The organism is Rhizobium sp. 01T444 (assembly GCF_056398305.1).
This window is the reverse complement of record NZ_JBFTPD010000008.1, coordinates 155,493-174,107: the sequence shown is the minus strand read 5'-3', so window position 1 is coordinate 174,107 and position 18,615 is coordinate 155,493. Positions and strand designations below refer to the sequence as shown.

General features: G+C 60.2%; 16 protein-coding genes. 11 read left to right on the top strand and 5 right to left on the bottom strand.

What is annotated here, in order from left to right; all coding sequences use genetic code 11:
- Positions 1–3 precede the first annotated feature (3 nt).
- From AC1DTN_RS14385 to AC1DTN_RS14375, 3 genes are all read right to left on the bottom strand, one after another.
- Positions 4–762, bottom strand: coding sequence for a FadR/GntR family transcriptional regulator (locus AC1DTN_RS14385; RefSeq protein ID WP_442207552.1), 759 nt, complete (start codon positions 760–762; stop codon positions 4–6).
- A 109-nt stretch (positions 763–871) separates the two neighbouring features.
- Complete coding sequence (locus AC1DTN_RS14380) at positions 872–1,945, bottom strand: Ldh family oxidoreductase (RefSeq protein WP_442207551.1); 1,074 nt, start codon at positions 1,943–1,945, stop codon at positions 872–874.
- 120 nt (positions 1,946–2,065) lie between these two features.
- Entirely contained in the window at positions 2,066–2,920 is an 855-nt protein-coding gene (locus tag AC1DTN_RS14375) for a helix-turn-helix domain-containing protein (RefSeq protein WP_442207550.1), read from the bottom strand.
- Between the two features lie 102 nt (positions 2,921–3,022).
- Here AC1DTN_RS14375 and melA point away from each other — a divergent pair, with 102 nt between their 5' ends.
- From melA to AC1DTN_RS14330, 9 genes are all read left to right on the top strand, one after another.
- A complete protein-coding gene (gene melA, locus AC1DTN_RS14370) occupies positions 3,023–4,339 on the top strand; it encodes an alpha-glucosidase/alpha-galactosidase (protein ID WP_442207549.1) in 1,317 nt (438 codons plus the stop codon).
- A gap of 202 nt (positions 4,340–4,541) precedes the next feature.
- Positions 4,542–5,336: a DeoR/GlpR family DNA-binding transcription regulator gene (locus AC1DTN_RS14365; protein ID WP_442207548.1), complete on the top strand. Its 795-nt coding sequence runs from the start codon at positions 4,542–4,544 to the stop codon at positions 5,334–5,336.
- Entirely contained in the window at positions 5,333–6,295 is a 963-nt protein-coding gene (locus tag AC1DTN_RS14360) for an N-acetylglucosamine kinase (protein WP_442207547.1), read from the top strand. Before AC1DTN_RS14365 ends, AC1DTN_RS14360 begins: the two co-directional genes overlap by 4 nt.
- Before the next feature lie 27 nt (positions 6,296–6,322).
- Positions 6,323–7,579 carry an ABC transporter substrate-binding protein gene (locus AC1DTN_RS14355; protein ID WP_442207546.1) on the top strand — a complete coding sequence of 419 codons (1,257 nt, stop codon included), beginning with the start codon at positions 6,323–6,325 and terminating at the stop codon, positions 7,577–7,579.
- On the top strand, positions 7,576–8,493 hold the full coding sequence (locus AC1DTN_RS14350; RefSeq protein WP_113320349.1) for a carbohydrate ABC transporter permease: 918 nt from the start codon (positions 7,576–7,578) through the stop codon (positions 8,491–8,493). The genes AC1DTN_RS14355 and AC1DTN_RS14350 overlap by 4 nt, the downstream gene beginning before the upstream one ends.
- Positions 8,493–9,350 carry a carbohydrate ABC transporter permease gene (locus AC1DTN_RS14345; RefSeq protein ID WP_439018062.1) on the top strand — a complete coding sequence of 286 codons (858 nt, stop codon included), beginning with the start codon at positions 8,493–8,495 and terminating at the stop codon, positions 9,348–9,350. Before AC1DTN_RS14350 ends, AC1DTN_RS14345 begins: the two co-directional genes overlap by 1 nt.
- Positions 9,351–9,361: 11 nt before the next feature.
- Positions 9,362–10,318 (top strand): SIS domain-containing protein, encoded by a 957-nt coding sequence (locus tag AC1DTN_RS14340; RefSeq protein WP_442207545.1) that lies wholly within the window; start codon positions 9,362–9,364, stop codon positions 10,316–10,318.
- Positions 10,315–11,616 carry a D-tagatose-bisphosphate aldolase, class II, non-catalytic subunit gene (locus tag AC1DTN_RS14335; RefSeq protein WP_442207544.1) on the top strand — a complete coding sequence of 434 codons (1,302 nt, stop codon included), beginning with the start codon at positions 10,315–10,317 and terminating at the stop codon, positions 11,614–11,616. The genes AC1DTN_RS14340 and AC1DTN_RS14335 overlap by 4 nt, the downstream gene beginning before the upstream one ends.
- Before the next feature lie 70 nt (positions 11,617–11,686).
- Entirely contained in the window at positions 11,687–12,757 is a 1,071-nt protein-coding gene (locus tag AC1DTN_RS14330) for an ABC transporter ATP-binding protein (protein ID WP_442207543.1), read from the top strand.
- 76 nt (positions 12,758–12,833) lie between these two features.
- On the opposite strand, the gene AC1DTN_RS14325 is transcribed toward AC1DTN_RS14330, so the two are convergent.
- Positions 12,834–15,062: a methyl-accepting chemotaxis protein gene (locus AC1DTN_RS14325; protein WP_477921491.1), complete on the bottom strand. Its 2,229-nt coding sequence runs from the start codon at positions 15,060–15,062 to the stop codon at positions 12,834–12,836.
- A gap of 436 nt (positions 15,063–15,498) precedes the next feature.
- Here AC1DTN_RS14325 and AC1DTN_RS14320 point away from each other — a divergent pair, with 436 nt between their 5' ends.
- Positions 15,499–16,638: a helix-turn-helix transcriptional regulator gene (locus tag AC1DTN_RS14320; RefSeq protein ID WP_442207541.1), complete on the top strand. Its 1,140-nt coding sequence runs from the start codon at positions 15,499–15,501 to the stop codon at positions 16,636–16,638.
- A gap of 105 nt (positions 16,639–16,743) precedes the next feature.
- Here the strand turns inward: AC1DTN_RS14320 and AC1DTN_RS14315 are convergent, their stop codons facing one another.
- A complete protein-coding gene (locus tag AC1DTN_RS14315; RefSeq protein WP_442207540.1) occupies positions 16,744–17,157 on the bottom strand; it encodes a cupin domain-containing protein in 414 nt (137 codons plus the stop codon).
- 259 nt (positions 17,158–17,416) lie between these two features.
- Here AC1DTN_RS14315 and AC1DTN_RS14310 point away from each other — a divergent pair, with 259 nt between their 5' ends.
- A complete protein-coding gene (locus AC1DTN_RS14310) occupies positions 17,417–18,607 on the top strand; it encodes an MFS transporter (RefSeq protein ID WP_442207539.1) in 1,191 nt (396 codons plus the stop codon).
- The last annotated feature ends 8 nt before the right edge of the window (positions 18,608–18,615 follow it).

Here is an 18,615-nt window from a genome sequence, read left to right as displayed (position 1 = left end):
TCGTTAAGTGGCTGCTTTTCCCTTGTTCGGCCCGGCCGTGTGGCCGCGCCCCTGCTCGCCCGAAACCTCCTCCCCGAAGCTTTCGGAAAACCTCTTCTGTGAATTCGTGAGATGCGCGCGCATGGCGGCCTTCGCCCCTGCCGTATCGCCGACGGCGATCGCGTCGCGGATAGCCCGGTGCTCTTCCAGCGCGCTGCGCCACGACACCGGTCCTTCGAAAAGGCTGGCAAGCTTTTCGAAATACGGCGTCATGCGCATGTCGAACATCTCGCCGGTAACGCGGATCAAGGTCGCATTGCCGACGATTGCGGCGATGCCGGTATGAAAGGCGCGGTCGGCGACAAGCACGGCGCGCGCATCCTCCACCACGCCGCTCATCGCTCTCAGCGCCTCATCGAGGACGGCAATGTCCTCAGGGCGGGCGCTTTTTGCGGCCTCCTCTGATATCGCGCATTCGATGATGGCGCGGGCCTGCAGCAGCTCGAAAGGACCCTCCACCGGTTCGCGCTCACTGCCGGTCGTTTCGGCAGCATGTTTGCGCGTGACATAGATGCCGGAGCCCATGCGGATATTGATGTATCCCTCGACTTCCAGCACGATCAGCGCTTCGCGCAGCGTAGGGCGCGAAACTGCAAGCTGCTCCGCAAGCTCGCGCTCGGCAGGCAACCTCTGGCCGACGGCGAGTTCTCCTCGGATAATCATCATACGAATCTGGTCCGCCACCTGCCTGTAGAGGCGGCGTGATTCAACTGCCGAAAACATTATGGCCTCCCCGGCACGCTTCTCCTCAAGCGCACAACTGGTCAACTGGCCTGACCAATTGATCCGAAGCTATCATCGGGGAAGTTGTGCGTCAATCCGACGCATGCACTCAGACCGGGCTGGCCAGTTGATAAGTGGATGCAAAGGTCCTAAGGGCCTCGACCGTTGCCGGATCCAGCGTCACGCCATGTCTTTCCCGCTCGGCGGCGACAGCCCATTCCCGATCGCCAGGCGCCATCACCCTGAAGCCTTCACGCGGCGGAGATGCCCTCAAGGTTTCGACGTAGCGTTTCATGGCAGCGTCAAAGATCTCGATATCGAGGAAGGCTGCAGGGTTCAGCGCGATGACGAAGGCACCCAGCCCGCGCGGTGTCGAAAAATCCGGCCCGGACATCGGAGCGATATCGAAACTCAGCTTCATGCCTGTGAGCACAGCACTCAAGATCTCGGGAATGCCTGCAAGCCCTGCGCCCTTGAAGCCGAATTCGCCGCCGAGCGGCGCCAGCATTTCGGCCACATCAGGATCGGCCGTGTCATACCCCCGTTCATCGGAGGCGACTCCTTCGGGCAGTTGGCGGCCGAGGCTGCGATAGAGCAGCACGCGGTTATAGGGCACGGCGCTCGTCGCCATGTCGAAGAGCCACGGGTTATCTCCCGTGACCGGCACAGCGCAGGCGATCGGATTGGTGCCATGAAAGCGCATGGCGCCGTCGTGCAGACGCACGAAGCTATCGGAATTGCAGAAAGCAAAGCCGATGAAGCCGCGTTGGGCGGCATCGAACGCATAGGCACCTGCCGGTCCGAAATGCGAGGAATTGCGGATCGCAACCGCACCGATCCCGAATTCCCCGGCAAGACGCGTCGCATGCTCCATGGCCGTATAGGTCGCGAGCGCACCATGGCCATTATCCGCATCGAGCGAAGCGACGGCGCCGAAAGTGTTTACCAGCGCGAGACGCGGGCGCGGATTGAGGCGTCCTTCGGTCAACCCTTTCACATAATGAGGGAGGAGGCGCACACCATGGCTGTCGATGCCATAGCGCGTAGCATGCAGCATTCCCCGCGTCGCTGCATCCGCAGTCTGTTGGTCGGCACCGGCCGCGATAAAGACCTCTCGGCAGAAATCCTCGATCGTTGCCAGGGACGCCAGGGCGCCAGCGGGGTTCTTGCTGTCAGTCGTCATCGGCCTCAATCCGTTAGAGTGGATCGTCTGCAAACTCTAGCGCGCTGGCGAGAAGATTCGATAGCCGCACCGCGCCTGAACCTGCACTTCTTTCAAACCCCTGTCCGACTTGTGCAGACGTCACGGCTTGCCGAGCGACAGGCGGAACTGCCGGGGTGTCGTGCCAGTTCGCTGCTTGAAGATGTCGTAAAATCGGCTACTGGAGCCGAAGCCGCAGTCGAGGGCAATCTCCAGGATCGAGTCCTCGGTCTCGGCCAGCCGCTGCATTGCTCTCGCGAGACGATAACGTGTCAGATATTCCATTACGGAAATGCCGAGCACATCGCGAAACGCCCGATTGGCAGTGGTTGGATGCACGTTAGCGCGCTTTCCAAGATCCGCCAGGCTTAGCGGCTCGGGAAAATGCCGGTTGATCAGGTCGGTCAGCACCTCTGAATGGCGGATGGCGGGGCTTACCGGCGTCGCGGCCGCTGCAACGGACGAGCCTCGATCATCGGCGTGATCAAGGATGAGCCGGCGCACCCTGAGCTTAGCCTCGTCCGCGATCAACTGGCGCCGGACGGGATCGCTGCTGCCCCATTCCTCGACCCAGGCAGAGACGGTGAGCGGCGTCGTCTCGCGGCGGCGGGGCTCGACCACGAAGGCGCCCTGCATGATTGCCTGTCTCGCCTTCTTGTCGATGGAGAGCGCGAGAAAGTCGACGAGCGGAAGGTAGATGCAGATAAGCGGCGCCTCCGGCGTCACCAGGATCGTCTGGTGGGGAATGGCCGCCCAGAAGAGGACAAGACGCCCGGCCTCGACCCGTTCCTGCCGACCATTGAAAAGATAGGTCATGGCACCATCGAGAAGCAGGTTGATCTCGACATGGTCGTGCCAATGCGCAGCGCTCATGGCATCGGCCGTGTGGCGCTCGATCAGGAAGCTCCGCGGCGACCCCGCCCACTCCCCGCTCCTGTTGAAATGATCGTCTTTCATGCGTCCAACGCTTCAATCCGGGAATACTCCCTTCAATAGCAGGAAGAAATTCTGATTTGGAAGAGGCACTACTATGGCAACCTTGATTTGTGGGAGACCGAAATGCCGAAGATTTGCCTCGTGGGTGCGGGCAGCACCGTTTTTGCGCAGAACATTCTGGGGGATGTGCTGTCCACACCCTCGGGCAGCGATTATGTGATCAGCCTGTTTGATGTCGACCCCGAACGGTTGAAGACATCGGAGATCGTTGCGCGGCGCATCTGCGAGGCGCTCAATCTGCAGAGGGTAAGGATAGAGGCAACCCTCGATCGTCGCGAGGCGCTGCGCGGATCGGATTTCGTTATCCTGATGATGCAGGTCGGCGGCTACAAGCCGGCTACTGTGACGGATTTCGACGTGCCGAAGCGGTACGGCCTGCGGCAGACCATTGCCGATACGCTCGGCATCGGCGGGATCTTCCGCGGACTTCGCACCATTCCGGTGCTGGAAGCGATCTGCCGCGATATGGAAGAGGTCTGCCCCGACGCGCTGCTAATGCAATATGTGAACCCGATGGCGATCAACTGCTGGGCGATCAAGGAGCTGGCGCCCAGTATCCGCACGGTTGGCCTTTGCCATAGCGTGCAGCATACCGCCGCCCATCTCGCCTCCTGCCTCGACGAAGAAATTGCCGACATCAACTACATCTCGGCTGGCATCAACCACATCGCCTTCTTCCTGAAATACGAGAAGCTGCATGCCGATGGCCGGCGCGAAGATCTTTATCCCCGCCTGAAGGCTCTCGCCGGCGAGGGACGCGTGCCGTCCGACGACCGGGTGCGTTTCGATGTCCTGAAGCGGCTTGGTCATTTCGTGACGGAATCCAGCGAGCATTTCTCCGAATATACGTCCTGGTACATCAAGGACCGCCGTCCGGAGCTCATCGACAAGCTCAACATTCCGCTCGACGAGTATATCAGCCGCTGCGAGCGGCAGATTTCAGAATGGCATGCGCTGCGCCGGGATCTCGAAGGCGACAAGCCGATCGAGGTCTGCCGCAGCAACGAATATGCCGCGGGCATCATCCACGCCGCCGTCACCGGCAATCCAGCGCTGATCTATGGCAATGTTCCGAACAACGGCCTGATCGAGAACCTTCCGGCCGAATGTATCGTGGAAGTGCCCTGCCATGTGGACAGGAACGGCATCCAGCCAACCCGCATCGGCAGGATCCCCACGCAGCTCGCCGCTGTGATGAAGCTCAGCATCTCGGTTCAGGAACTGACCGTTGAAGCAGCATTGACGGGAAAACGCGACCGCATCTATCAGGCAGCCCTGCTCGATCCGCATACATCAGCAGAACTCTCGCCGGACGAGATCTGGGGTCTGGTCGACGACCTGATCGAGGCACACGGCGACCTCCTGCCCAGATATAGCTGAGATCGGCCACAGGCCTATTCGCTCACCAAACAACAGCCAAGAGGCACGTCGTCATCAGAGACGACGTGCCTTTCTTTTTGATCGCGCACCACCAGATCGGCCAACATGAAAAAGATCATAAACGATCACAATCTTGATTGACATTGATCGTATTGAGTGGGAATTTTGATGCAAGAAGCACAATTGCACCAGGGGACGATCTGTGAACCAGACTGGCGGCGTGAAGACTGATCGGCTCGATGCCATCCGCAGTCATCTCTATGCGAATGGCTTTTCCACCATCCAGGACCTAGCCGATGCTGTCGGCGCCTCCTTGGCAACAGTGCGGCGCGACCTGCAAATTCTCGAACAGGATGGCGCGATCGACCGTGTGCATGGCGGCGCCCGCATCGCCGAGGGTTCCTCGGTCGAAATGGCCTTCCAGGAACGGGAAAAGCGTCAGCTTTCGGCCAAGCGTGCGATCGCCAATGCTGCCTACGAACTGCTTCTGCCCCGCACGGCGATCTTCCTCGATGCCGGCACGACGGTTCTTCAGCTTGCCCGGCTCATCCGCATCAATCCGATGCCGCTGCGCATCTTCACCAACGGCCTGATCGTCGCTCAGGAATTTCTCAACATTCCGAACCTCGAGGTCGTGCTTCTCGGTGGCCATTTGCGCAGCGAAAACGCCTCGCTCGTCGGCCCGCAGGCCGAGGCGATGCTCGAAACGATCTGGTTCGATCAGCTGTTTCTCGGAGCAAGCGCCATCAGCCCCGACGGCGCGATCTACAGCGTGGACAGTGCCGAAGCCAGCCTGAACCGGCGCATGCTCACCCGCTCTGCCAACGGCTATGTGCTCGCCGATTCCTCAAAATTCGGGACGATGGCAACCTACAAGGTCGCGCCGCTGAACACCGCAAAGCTCATCACCGACAAGGGTCTGACACTCCAATGGCGCGCCGAACTCACCAACTTCGGCATTGACGCGACCTATGCCGAGCTCGGAGCAAAAGAATGAGTAACGAGCTGATCCTCGGCATCGATGGCGGCGGCAGCAAGGTGCTCGTCACACTGGCCGACAGAGGCGGCCAGATTCTCCGCACTGCGCTCGGCGGTGGTGTCAATCCGATGGACAATCCGGACTGGCGACAGGAGCTGGAGCGGCATATCGAACCGTTCCGCAATGAGCCGGGACTGGCCGCCGTCGGCGCTGCCCTGCCTGCTTATGGCGAAGTCGCTCACCTCTCTGCGCTTCAGAAACAATGCATTGATGACGCCTTTCCGGATATCCGCAGGATCGTGCTCAATGACGTCGATGCAGCCCATCTCGGTGCCTTTGCCGGGCGTCCGGGCATCCTCATCCTGTCGGGGACCGGCTCCATGTCCTGGGCGCGCAACGGTGCGGGCGCCTCCGCACGCGCCGGCGGTTGGGGCGATGTGATCGGCGACGAGGGCAGCAGCTACTGGATCGGTCGCGCAGCCCTGCATCTCATCAGCCAGAGCCTCGATGGACGTGCCAAGCCGACGGCGATGGCGCGAGCCATTTACGATCATCTCCAGCTGGATATTGCAGACCCGATGAACGCGCTCGGCGGCTGGATCAACGGGCTCGCAAGGCCCCGTGCGGGTATCGCCGCGCTCTCCATCCTTGTCGATCGAACTGCTCAGCAAGGTGATGAGACGGCCATTGGCCTGATCGAGACGGCGGCCGAAGAGCTTGCCAAACACCATTGGGCAATCGCCAGCCATTGTGAAACCGGCACGGACTGGACCTACGCGGGCGGCACCTTTTCCAGCCGTCTTTTGCTTGAAGCCGTCGAACGGCGGATCGGCCGGCGGGCGGTTTCACCCGTACTTCCCCCCATTGGCGGCGCGCTTCTGGCCGCCGCCCAACTTCTCGACTGGCCGCTTGACGAGCGCTGGTTCGGGCAAATCGCGGTCGCGGCCGAAACCGTGATCGCGCGATCAAGACAATGACTGTCAACGATAAAGAAGGATGGGAACATGCGTAAATTGATATTGCCTTTGCTTGCCTCCGCCGCCCTTGCGATCGCCCTGCCTGCCTTGGCGGACGACGCCAAACCGCTTGCCGGCCAGTCTATCACGGTGCTGATGCCGTCGCCGCAGGGCGCCACGGTTGCGGCCGATTTTGAAGCCGCGACCGGCATTCATGTCGATCTCCAGACCCTCTCCTGGGACGATATCCGCCCGAAGCTGGTAACGGCGCTCGTCGCCGGCACGGCACCAGCCGATGTCACCGAATTCGACTGGTCATGGACGGGTCAGTTCAGCGCCGCCGGCTGGTACATGCCGCTGAACGAAGTGATCGACAAGGATAGTGTCGATGATATTGGCGTCGCCAAGATCTTCACCGTCGACGGTCAGTTGCTCGGCGTACCCTACACGAACGACTTCCGCGTCATGCTCGTCAACAAGAAGCATTTCACGGACGCCGGCATTACCGAAATGCCGAAGACGCTCGACGCGCTGGTCGAGGCCGCAAAGAAGATCAAGGAGAAGGGCATCTCCACCTATCCGATCGGCCTACCGCTCTCGGCGACCGAAGGCGCTTCCACGAGCTGGTATCTGCTGACCAAGGCCTTTGGCGGCGAACTCTTCGACAAGGATTTCAAGCCGCTTTTCCTCACCCCCGATTCAGCCGGCTACAAGGCGCTCGCCTTCGAACTGAAGCTCTTGAAGGACGGCCTGGTCGACCCTGCCTCGACAGGCCTCAAGGACAGCCAGATCAACGAGAGCATGTTCGCCCAGGGGCTGACCAGCATCATGATCTCGGGTGAGCCCGGTCGCCTGGGCCAGATGAACGACCCGAAGCAGTCCAAGGTCGCCGGCCAGGTGGAAGCGATCCTCGTACCGACCGAAAGTGGTCAGACCCGCAGCTTCGGCCTTCCGGAAGCGCTCGCCATTCCGAACGTTTCGCAGAACAAGGAAGCGGCGGTCGCCTTCGTCAAATGGTTCACCAGCAAGGAGTTCCAGAAGAAGAATGCCGCAAACGGCTTCCTGCCGACGCGCACTTCGGCTCTCGCCGAGCTTAATACGGAAGGCAAGCTGACGAGCGGCGACGCACTTGTCGAACAGTCCAAGACCGTCGAGCCTCTGTTCCAGCAGGGAACGCCGCCGTGGTATCCGCAGTTTTCGAGCGCGGTAAACACGGCGATCAATAGCGCGGCAAAGGACCAGGTCACCGTTGATCAGGCCATGCAGAGCATCGCCGATGCAGCCAAGCAGGCGATGGCGCAATGACAACAGCCACCGCTGAAGGTGTGGCAGCCAAGCGTAGTGTCGGCCTCAACGCCGACACCATGCTCGGACTGCTGCTGGTGCTGCCGATCCTGGTGACGATGGCAGCTCTGGTCTTCTATCCGATGGGACGGACGGTCTGGGACTCGCTGCACCGGGTCAATCCAATGCAAGCCGGAACGCCCTTTGTCGGACTGGAAAATTACACACGCATGCTGTCGGATGGCCAGCTGGCGACGACCTGGACGAATACCCTCATCTACGTCGTTCTCGCCGTCGCTGCCGAAACCATCTTCGGCGTGCTTGCTGCAGCGCTCATCAATCAGATGAGGGTCGGGCGCCAGTGGGTGCTTGCGGCTGTCATTCTGCCCTGGGCGCTCCCCGGTGTCGTCAACTCCGTCATCTGGCTATGGATCTATCAACCCGGCGCCGGCCTGTTGAACGGCATACTCGTCGCACTTGGCCTGCCTTTCGAAAATCATGTCTGGTTCAACGACCGAACGAGCGCGATCATCGCGGTCACCGTCGTGCATGTCTGGCGTATGATGCCGCTGACCATCGTCATCGTGCTTGCGGCCATGCAGAGCATCCCGGCGCATCTCTATGAGGCTGCCCGCATCGACGGCGCGACGCGCGTGCAGATGTTCAGCCTGGTCACGCTTCCGCTCGTGCGCAGCGCAATTGCCGTTGCCATGACGAACGCGACGGTCAATGCCTTCAACCTTTTCGACGAGGCCTGGGTGCTGGCCGGATCAAGCCTCGAAACGCGGCCGATCCTCGTGCAGATCTATCTCGAGACGTTCCAGAACCTTCGCTTCTCCTATGGCATGGCTCTGTCGGTGGTCATCACACTCGTGTCGCTGCTCGTCTCGCTCGTCTATGTCCTCCGCGTCTATCGCAACACACGGTTCGACTGATGAAACCAACCATTCTCTATCGCCTGATGATTTGGGCCGGTCTTGCGGTGCTGCTGATTTGGTCGCTCGGCCCGATCTACTGGACGATCGCAAGTTCCGTGACGCCAACGGAAGATTTTTCCACGCGGCCGATCCATTTCTTCCCGCAGCATTTCACGCTCGACCATTATTCGCGCCTGCTCGGCATCAACATTGCGCGGATCGGTGGGGTGGAGGTGTGGAAGCAGTTCCGCGCAGCGCTGCTCAACAGCGTGATCACGTCTGCAGCTGCCACGGCTCTCTGCGTCGCGATTTCGGCACTCGGCGCCTATGCCTTCACCCGGATGCGCTTTCCCGGGCGTCAGCTTCTGTTTGGCGCTGTCGTCGCGACGTTGGCCATCCCTGCCTATGCGGTGCTGATCCCGCTCTATCAGATCATGATCAGGATGCATCTGGTCGACACCTATACCGGGGTCTCGCTGATCTATGTCTCGGCCTATCTGCCGCTCTCCCTCTGGCTGTTGCGCAGCGTCTTCGAGCAGCTTCCGATCGCGCTCGAAGAGGCGGCACAGCTTGATGGCGCGGGTCGCCTCTTCATCTTCTTCCACATCGTGCTGCCACTCGCCGGACCCGGTCTGACGGCGGCCGCTATCCTCACCTTCCTGGGGGCGTGGGGTCAGTACCTCGTTCCCCTCATCTTCTCACCGCAGGCGACGAAACCCCTGACGGTTCTCATCCCTGAATTCGTCACCAAGAACTTCATCGACTACGGGCTGATCACGGCCAGCGGATCGATTGCGATCGTCATCCCTGCCCTCGTCGTCATCTTTCTCAACCGGTACCTCGTCAGCGGTCTGCTGGCTGGTTCGGTCAAATAATCGGAGACATCATGAACACGACCGAAAAGGTAATCTTCGAGCAGTTCCCCTATTGGGAAAAAGCCATCGGCTCGAATACGGCAAGCGGCGAGGCGGACGACCTCCTCGTCTTCGTCGGCTGTGGCACCTCCTTCAACCTCGCTTTGTCTCTGGCCGCTTATGCCAACAGCCTCAAGCGCAAGGCGATCGCCGTCCCGGGAGCGGAATGGCTTAACCGGCCTTCTTACTTCTGGCCGGAATGGCAGAAGACCCATGTGGTCGCGCTCTCGCGCAGCGGCGAAACGACGGAAACGGTTGCCGCCGCGAAGGCAAGCCGCGCCGCCGGCGCCTTCGTGACCGCCGTGACCGTCGAGCCCGAAAGCGCACTCGCCAAGAACTGTGACCAGTTGATCTGCTCTCCGACCCATCCCGAGGAAGGCATCGTCATGACAGTTTCGGCAAGCCTCATGGTGTTGCTCAGCCTGCAACTGATCGGTCAGACCGTGCCTGCCTCGGCCGTCGCATCGGCATGTCAGCTCGCGAATACGCTCGACGCCGCCCTGCCCGACATTATCAAGGATCGCTCGCACTTCGTTTTTCTTGGCAGCGGTCCCCTTTTCGGCATCGCGCTCGAAGGGGCGCTCAAGTTGATGGAAATGAGCCAGCTGATGACGCAGGCCTTTCATCCGCTCGAATACCGCCACGGGCCGATCAGTCTCGTCGACGAGAAGACGGCTGCCATCATGCTTTACAGCACGGACCAGAGACAAGCCGAGGCCAAGCTTGTTGGCGAGTTACGCGAGAAAGGCGCCCTGGTCATCGGTATCGGCGGCCCCGGCGATCTGGAGCTTCCTGTCGATGTCGATCTGTCGCTTGCCGGTCTCGTTGTCCTGCCGGCGCTGCAGATCCTTGGCGAACGCGCAGCGCAAGCAAGACAGATTGATACCGTCTCGCCGCGTCATCTCACCAAGGTCGTCACACTCGTATGAGCGCCGTGATCGATCAAAACCGCCAGACCGCACTGGCGAAACTGTTCGGCGAAAGGGGCCGGCCCCTGCCGCGCGGCATCACATCTGTATGCTCGGCTCATCCGCTGGTCATCGAGGCGACATTGCGACACGCGGCCCGGCGGGGTGATGTCGTCCTGATCGAGGCGACCTGCAATCAGGTCAATCAAGAAGGCGGTTATACGGGCATGAAGCCGATGGACTTCCGGGCCTTCATCGAGCGCATCGCGACAGAGGTCGGCTTTCCCGCAAACCGCATCATTCTCGGCGGCGACCATCTCGGCCCGAACCCATGGCGAAAGCTTGCTGCTGAGGATGCGATGGCGCGTGCTGAGGCTATGGTGACGGCTTATGTCGAGGCCGGTTTCGAAAAACTGCATCTCGACACATCGATGGGCTGTGCTGGCGAGCCCGTGGCGCTTGCCGACGAACTGACCGCCGCAAGAGCCGCACGTCTGGCGAAAGCTGCCGAAGAGGCTGCCCGTCGCAGCGGTCGACGTCTGCCGGTCTATGTCATTGGCACCGAGGTGCCGCCGCCCGGCGGTGCGACCCATGCACTGGACGAGTTGGAGATCACGCGGCGGGAAGCAGCTCTGAGGACGCGTGATGTTCACCATCAGGCATTTGCCGAAGCCGGCGTCAGTCCAGCTTTGGAGCGCGTTATCGCCATCGTCGTCCAGCCGGGTGTCGAGTTCGGCAACGCCAATGTCGCGCTCTACAGGCCCGAGCGCGCGCAAAAGCTGATCTCTGCGCTCGATGAGATGAAGGGACTGCTTTTCGAAGCCCATTCCACCGACTACCAGCCGACAGCCGCGCTTTCGGCTCTGGTCGACGGCGGGTTTGCGATCCTGAAAGTCGGCCCCGGCCTGACCTTCGCATTGCGGGAGGCGCTCTACGGCCTCGATGCGATCGCCGGTATTCTTGGCGATGGTGGGCCAGGCAGCGGACTGGCGGCGGCGATGGAAGAGATCATGCTCGCTGAGCCCAGCCACTGGGCTGGCCACTATGGTGGTACGGCTGATGAGCAGCGATTGCAGCGGCATTTCAGCTACAGCGACCGCATCCGGTACTATTGGCCCAACGCGCGTGCGGCGGCAGCAGTCGACGAACTACTCGCCCGGTTGCCCGACGAGATCCCGGAGACACTGATCAGCCAGCATCTCGCCCGCCTCTATCCTAATGTGGTCGAAAAGCGTGTCGCTCCGAAAGCCCGCGATCTCTGCCTTGCCGCTGTTGATGCGGCGCTCGCTCCCTACGTCACCGCGACAGCGCCTCGATAAGCGATGCGCTGCATATCGCTCTGCCCGAGCGAGCGCAGATCCGAAATCAGATTTTCAGCCGGAGACAGTTATGGCGTCCGTAAACGTGGCAAATGTCCGCAAGAACTATGGTCACTTCGAAGTATTGCACGGGGTCGACATCGATATCCGCGACGGAGAATTCGTCATCCTTGTCGGCCCTTCCGGCTGCGGCAAGTCGACCTTGCTGCGCATGATCGCAGGGCTTGAGGAAATCTCCGGTGGCAACGTCTCGATCGGCAGCAAGGTCGTCAACAACGTCGCCCCGAAGGAGCGCGACATTGCCATGGTCTTTCAGTCATATGCGCTCTATCCGCATATGACGATCGAAGCGAATATGGGATTTTCGTTGCGACTGGCGAAAGCGCCGAAGGAGCAGATCAAGGCGCGTGTCCGCGATGCGGCGCAGATCCTCGGCCTCGAACATTTCCTCGACCGCTATCCGAGAAATCTCTCCGGCGGTCAGCGTCAGCGTGTTGCCATGGGCCGCGCCATCGTCCGCCAGCCGCAAGTCTTCCTCTTCGACGAGCCCCTGTCCAACCTCGATGCCAAGCTTCGCGTGCAGATGCGCTCCGAGATCAAGCAGCTGCATCAGCGGCTGAAAACGACGACCATCTATGTGACGCATGATCAGATCGAAGCCATGACCATGGCCGACCGGATCGTCGTCATGCGCGATGGTTATGTCGAGCAGATCGGTTCACCGCTCGATCTCTACGACCGGCCGGCCAATCTCTTCGTCGCCGGCTTCATCGGTTCGCCGGGCATGAATGTCATCAAAGGCAGGATCAGCGCGTCCGGACCGCTCGAATTCATCGCCGACGGAGGGGCGCACCTGCCGCTGCCGGAGGCTGCTGCGGCAGCACGCGGCGCGGAGGTGGTCTATGGCATCCGTCCGGAGCATCTGATCGTCAGCCAAGACGGCGTGAGCGCCGAGGTAGCGGTCATCGAACCGACGGGCGCGGAGACCCAGATTAACGCGAAGCTTGGATCGGATCCCCTGGTGGCGACGGTGCGAGACCGGCTTTCCCTGCAGGCCGGCGATACCGTCAGAATGATGCCGGATCTCACCAAACTGCATCTTTTCGACGCCAAAACCGAAAAGCGCCTGCCGATCGGCTAGCGGCTGCTTTACGCTACTGAATGAAAACGGTGCGGCGATGATCGCCGCACCTTGTCTTGCTTTGACGGGTCTAACCTCAGAACTCTTCCCAGTTGCCGCCCTTGGTATCCAGTGCGGCATTTCCTGAGAATGCGGAGGCAATCTTGCGACCGAGCGCCCGGGCGGGAGACGGCGCCGGCGTAGCGTTTCGCCCGGCGCTTCGAACAGGCGCCGAATGCGAAGCATAGCCTGCTTCGTTCAGCTTGAATTGAGCCAGAAGCTGGTTGAGCGACGCAACCTCCTTCGCAAGATTGTAGCTTGCAGCGGTCGACTCTTCGACCATGGCAGCGTTCTTCTGCGTATCCTGGTCCATCTGATTGACGGCCGTGTTGATCTGGTCGAGGCCCAACGACTGCTCCTGCGATGCTTCGACGATCGCAGCGATATGTCGGTTGATTTCCTGAACCTCCGAAACGATCGCCTGAAGCGCCTTGCCGGTATCGTCGACCAGCTGCACACCTGCATGCACCTGCGCATTCGAGGCCGTGATCAGATCCTTGATCTCTCTGGCCGCCATTGCGGAGCGCTGCGCCAGTTCACGCACTTCCTGCGCGACGACGGCAAAGCCCTTGCCGGCCTCGCCAGCGCGGGCTGCTTCAACACCGGCGTTGAGCGCCAGCAGGTTCGTCTGGAAGGCGATGTCGTCGATCACGCCGATGATATTGCCGATCTCACCGGAAGACTTGGAGATCTGCTCCATGGCGAGCACGGCCTTGCGGACCACCTCACCAGAATGTTCGGCGCCCGTTTTGGCACGGGCCACGAGCTGGCCGACATCCTGGGCGCGTTTGCTGGAACCCTTGACGGTCGTGGTGATTTCTTCGAGAGCAGCAGCCGTCTCTTCGAGAGCCGCCGCCTGCTGCTCGGTGCGCTTGGCGAGATCGTCGGCAGCTGACTTGATCTCGTTTGCTCCCGAGTCGATGCCGCGGGCATTCTGCGACACCCGGTTCAACGCGGATTGCAGCTTGTCGGCGGAGTCATTGAAGTCGCTGCGAACGCCATCGAGCCTTGCCACGAAGGGCTGCGCGATCCGGTAGGACACATCGCCCTCGGCAAGCTTTGACAGGCCGGCAGCGAGATTGTCGACGGCAAACTGCACATCGGCAGCGTCCTTCGCCTTTTCCTTCTCGCGCTCGATCTGCTCTCTTTCGCTCAAGCTGCGATTGGCTTCCGCCTCCTGTTCGAGGCGAACCCGCTCGATCGCGTTCTGCTTGAAGACCTGAACGGCACGGGCCATCGCGCCGATTTCGTCAGGCCGGCCCTGACCTTCGACCTCGACATTGATATCACCTGCGGCCAGACGCGCCATTGTGCCTGTGGTCTTCTTCATGACCGACGCAATCGAACGCGCGAAGACGAGGAAGCCGAGCAGCGAAATAAGTGAAACGACGACTGTGCCGATCCCAGCCATCCAGAGCGCCTGCTGCGATGCTTCGACGATCTCCGTCACATCGGAACCGATTTCGAAGACACCGATCTTGCGACCGGAGAAATCTTCGAAGGGAATGGCGGTAACTTCATAGTCCTTGTTGCCGAGAACGGCATGGACACGGACGCGGTCACCGTTGAAACCCGCCTGCAACTGTTCCTGGGTGAGGATCGTCTTGTCTCCGAAGGTCGAGGCCTGCGGCACAAATTTCCCGTCCTGCAGGATATGGACCGCAACTTCGGCATCGACGGATTTTGCAAGCGGCGCAAAATAGTCATTCGTGAGCGAGGTGCCGACATCGACGACGCCGACGGTCTTGCCCTCCTTGATAACGGGGGCCGAGGCAAACATGCTGACGGCGGTCCGCCCAGGTTCGATGCCTGCATTCAGTTTACCCTGCGTCAGCGCCGCAACGATCATCTTGCGACGTCCCTTGAGATCGTCGCCGAAAGTATCAGGCGTGTGGATACGTGCGACTGCGAGGCCATCGCCATTGCTGAAGGTGATGAGCTGAAGGCCTTGCGCTTTGATCGCCGGCAGGCTGGCCGTGTATTTTGCAAGAATGGATGCCCGATCATTCTTGGCGATCAGATCAGCCGTTTCAGGCTCACCGGCAAGGGCTACTGCAAGCCCGGCAGCCGCGCGTTTCTGCGCATCCATATCGGTCTGGATGACGTGCAGGTCGGCCGAGAGCTCCTTCTGAAGCGATTGATCGCTCATCGCGCTCTGGCGATGCCAAGCAAGACCACCGATTGCTGCGCTCGCAAACAAAACCGCAGCGAACCCGTAGGCTGTGATGCGGATCCAAATCGGCCGCTTAATCTGTTCTTCGCTCATATCGTCCTCTCATGCGTCGAGTACCCTAATTCTTGAGAGGAAAACTTGTTTTTTACTTAATTTTGAATGGTCAACATTATGGACATAATCCGTAGGCACATATCGCCGACAGCGCTAGCAAGCGGCGCCTTATCCCGCATAGATTGCGTCTATTTCCGTCGCTTGGGCGAGTTCGAAACTCCACACCTGAGGGATGGACGAGCATCGACAACGCGACATGCCGTATCGCCTTCCATGCCAGACCAATCGGCGTCTCATGGCAGGAACCGACTAGATGGTTTCAGATACTCGGCCTTATTCGTTGATAAACCACGGAGTTTTCTATCATCACCCAATCGGGTGATGCTCAAGTATCAGTCTCTCCTCTAAAAGATTTGGCCAGACTAATATTCGGCTTCGGCCGCTCATATGACTTTACCAATCGAAAGACAGTCAAATGGAGCATGCGGATATTGTCGATGCCATCTATCGGGCTTCTGTAAACATACAGTTGTGGTCCAGCACATTATGCGCGGTTGTCGACTATGTCGGAGCAACAGCCGGCAACATTGTCTATCAGGCCCCTGATGGGAAAAGCAGCTTTCTGATCCCCGGCCGGATGCGCGAAGATCTGAATGACCTTTATTTGCAGCATTACGCCGGCAATCCCTATGCAAAGGCGTTCGAGAAAGTTCAGCCGGATCAGGTGGCGATCGGCAATGAGCTCATCGATGATGCCGCCGTTCGGCGCACCGCATACTATGCCGACATCTGCGCGCCTCAAAACATCTACAATCAGCTTTTCGTTCCTCACGCCAGCCTGCACGAACGCGGCGGTATCGGCGGGGTAGCGCTTTTTCTCTCCAAGGCCCAGGACACCGAAAACGCCCAGGCGGCCCGGAAGCTCCTGCAATTGACGCCGCATCTTTCCCGCTCGATAGAGCTTTCCCTTCATGTCGGAAGCATAAGACGAGAAGCCAGCCTTCTGCAGCGGCTGCTCGAGGCCCTGCCCGATGCGGCCATGCTGCTCGATGGCCAGGGCGAAATCGTCTTGCTGAATTCCGCCGCAGAAGACATCCTGAGACGGGGCGACGGCCTTTCCATCAACAGACATGAGCGCTCGGCGCTTCCAAGCGTTTCCAGCAGCTCCAAGGCTCTGGCTCATGCGATACGGCAAGCCATCGAAATCGCAACCGGAACCGCCACGCAATTGCAGGGCGCTGTCCAGATTCTCCGACCGTCGGGCCTGCCGCCCTACCTCGCGCAGGTCACTCCACTACCGCCAAATTCCTTCGTCGCATGGGACCCGGCAGATTCCGGCGCCCGCGTGCTTCTTCAGATCGTCGATGCGGAAAGCCGCGCCACCGGGCAGGCAGAGCAGCTTCGCAGCATCTTCAGCCTAACCGCCGCGGAAACGAAAGTGGCTGTGCTTGTCGGCTGCGGATTTTCGGTTCCAGAAACCGCCAGGATCCTTGCCCTGTCTCCCAACACCGTCAAAACACATACAGCAAGGCTCCTATCCAAGACGGGTGTGCGATCTCAAGCGGCATTTGCGCGACTGATGGCATCCGTTCCCGCGCGGCCCGGCCGGCCCTAATCCCGTTTCCGTCGCAAAGTGATAACGAGAGGCATTGTAAGACCGAAAAATACGGGAAGGTGCTGAAGGGACATCCCCTTCCCGCTCAACGCATCGACTTCTCGATCAGGGATCGGGCGTCGTCAGTTCCGTTTCCTTGGTATCGACGACGAATACGGCCAGAATTTTTGCCGGCTTCGTCTTGCTGGCATTCGCACTTACCAAGTGATGATCGCCGGGTACTTCGATCCAGTTTTCACCGGTTCTGAAGACCTTTTCCTTGCCGTCGTTCACCTTGCTTTTGATTTCACCCTCGATGACCGTCGCGTAGATGAAAGCGCTCTTCGCGTGGGTATGCGCGGGATTATATCCGCCCGGCCCGTATTCAACGAGAACGCCGCGCATACTTTTGCCCGGGACGTTTGGCAATTCATGGTCGAAGACGACCGTGATCTTGGCATTGTGGGCCTTCTGGGCCGCGAAAGCCGGGGCTGCGGCAAGTGACAGCGCCAGCGCGGCAGTGGTCATGGACTTGAGCATCGTATCTTTCTCCTCTGAGGCTCGCTACGACCTGGGCAAGCTAAGTCCACGCACGAGGAAAGGTCAGATATACGATGGTTTAACGCGCTGCCCTGCGGCTGTGATGACACAGTCCGCCAGTCTGTCGACAACTAGTTAAGGTTGTTGTTGCGGTTGCCGTCAACAAGATATATCTCGGAAATGCCACTCGAAATTGTCTTTTCTCGCCGTCGCTGCGATTGAGACCAAACTCCCGAACCGATCATCCCGGAGCGATCGAATGCATATCCAGCCGCAACACCGGATCTATGTCTGCTTCTTTCTCTTCGCCATTTCGATGGGAGCACTGCTTTCGCGCCTGCCCGACCTACAGGACGCCCTGGGCGTCAACAAGTCGGAACTCGGCCTCACGCTGATCGGCGCAGCGATCGGTGCGTTGATTTCCTTGACATTCGCGTCGCCGCTGATTGCGCGCTTCGGCGCGCGCAAGACGGCGTTCCTGACGGTGCTCGGCACGTCCGCGCTACTGGCAACCATTCCCTGGGCCAATGCCGCCTGGCTGGTTTTCTTCATCCTCTTCTGTGAGGGCTTGCTGGCCGGCGCCCTGGAGATCAATCTCAATGTCGAGATCGATCGCATCGAAGCCCAACTCGGCCGCGGCGTGATGAACAGGGCACATGGCTTCTGGAGCCTTGGATTCTTCCTGACCGCACTCGTCGGCTCTGCCGTTCGTCAGGCGGGCGTGCCAATGCATCTGCATCTTGCGCTGACATTCACTTTCGTCTTGATCGTCGGCATTGTCGTCATCTCGGGCATAGAGAATGCGCCGGCCCGTGCCGGAGTTGAGCATGTGGAAGGCCCAAGTATGGCGCTGCCGACATGGGGGCTCATGCCACTTTGCGTGATCGGCATTGCCGCCTTTCTGGTGGAAGGCGCAGGTATTGACTGGTCGGCGATCTATATGCGTGACACCTTCGCGGTCGAACCCTTTATCGGCGGCCTTGGCCTGACGCTGTTCACCTTTTTCATGGCGGTCGCCCGACTGTTCGTCGATCCGCAAGTCGACCGATTTGGCGCGCGCGCCGTCGCCACGTTTCTGCTGGTTCTCGCGGTAGTCGGGCTCTGCGCCGTCTGGCTTGCGCCACACCCCTATGTCGCACTGTTCGGTTTTGCGCTGATGGGCGGCGGCTGCAGCGCGGTCTATCCGCTCGCTGTTTCTGCGGCGGCACAACGAACTGATCGCCCAGCCCATCTCAATGTCGCGGCTCTCGGGCAGATGTCCTTCGTCGTATTCTTCCTGGCCCCGCCCCTTCTCGGCTTTGTCGCCGAACATGCCGGCATCAGAGTTTCCTACCTTGTCTGCCTGCCGATCATCGTCGCAGCCCTTTGTTTGACAAAGGCGTTGAAGCCGCGCGCCGTTGATAACAAGGAGGATACCGAGGACGAAGCCAGTCAGGCCGCATGCGGATAGACCGTGCC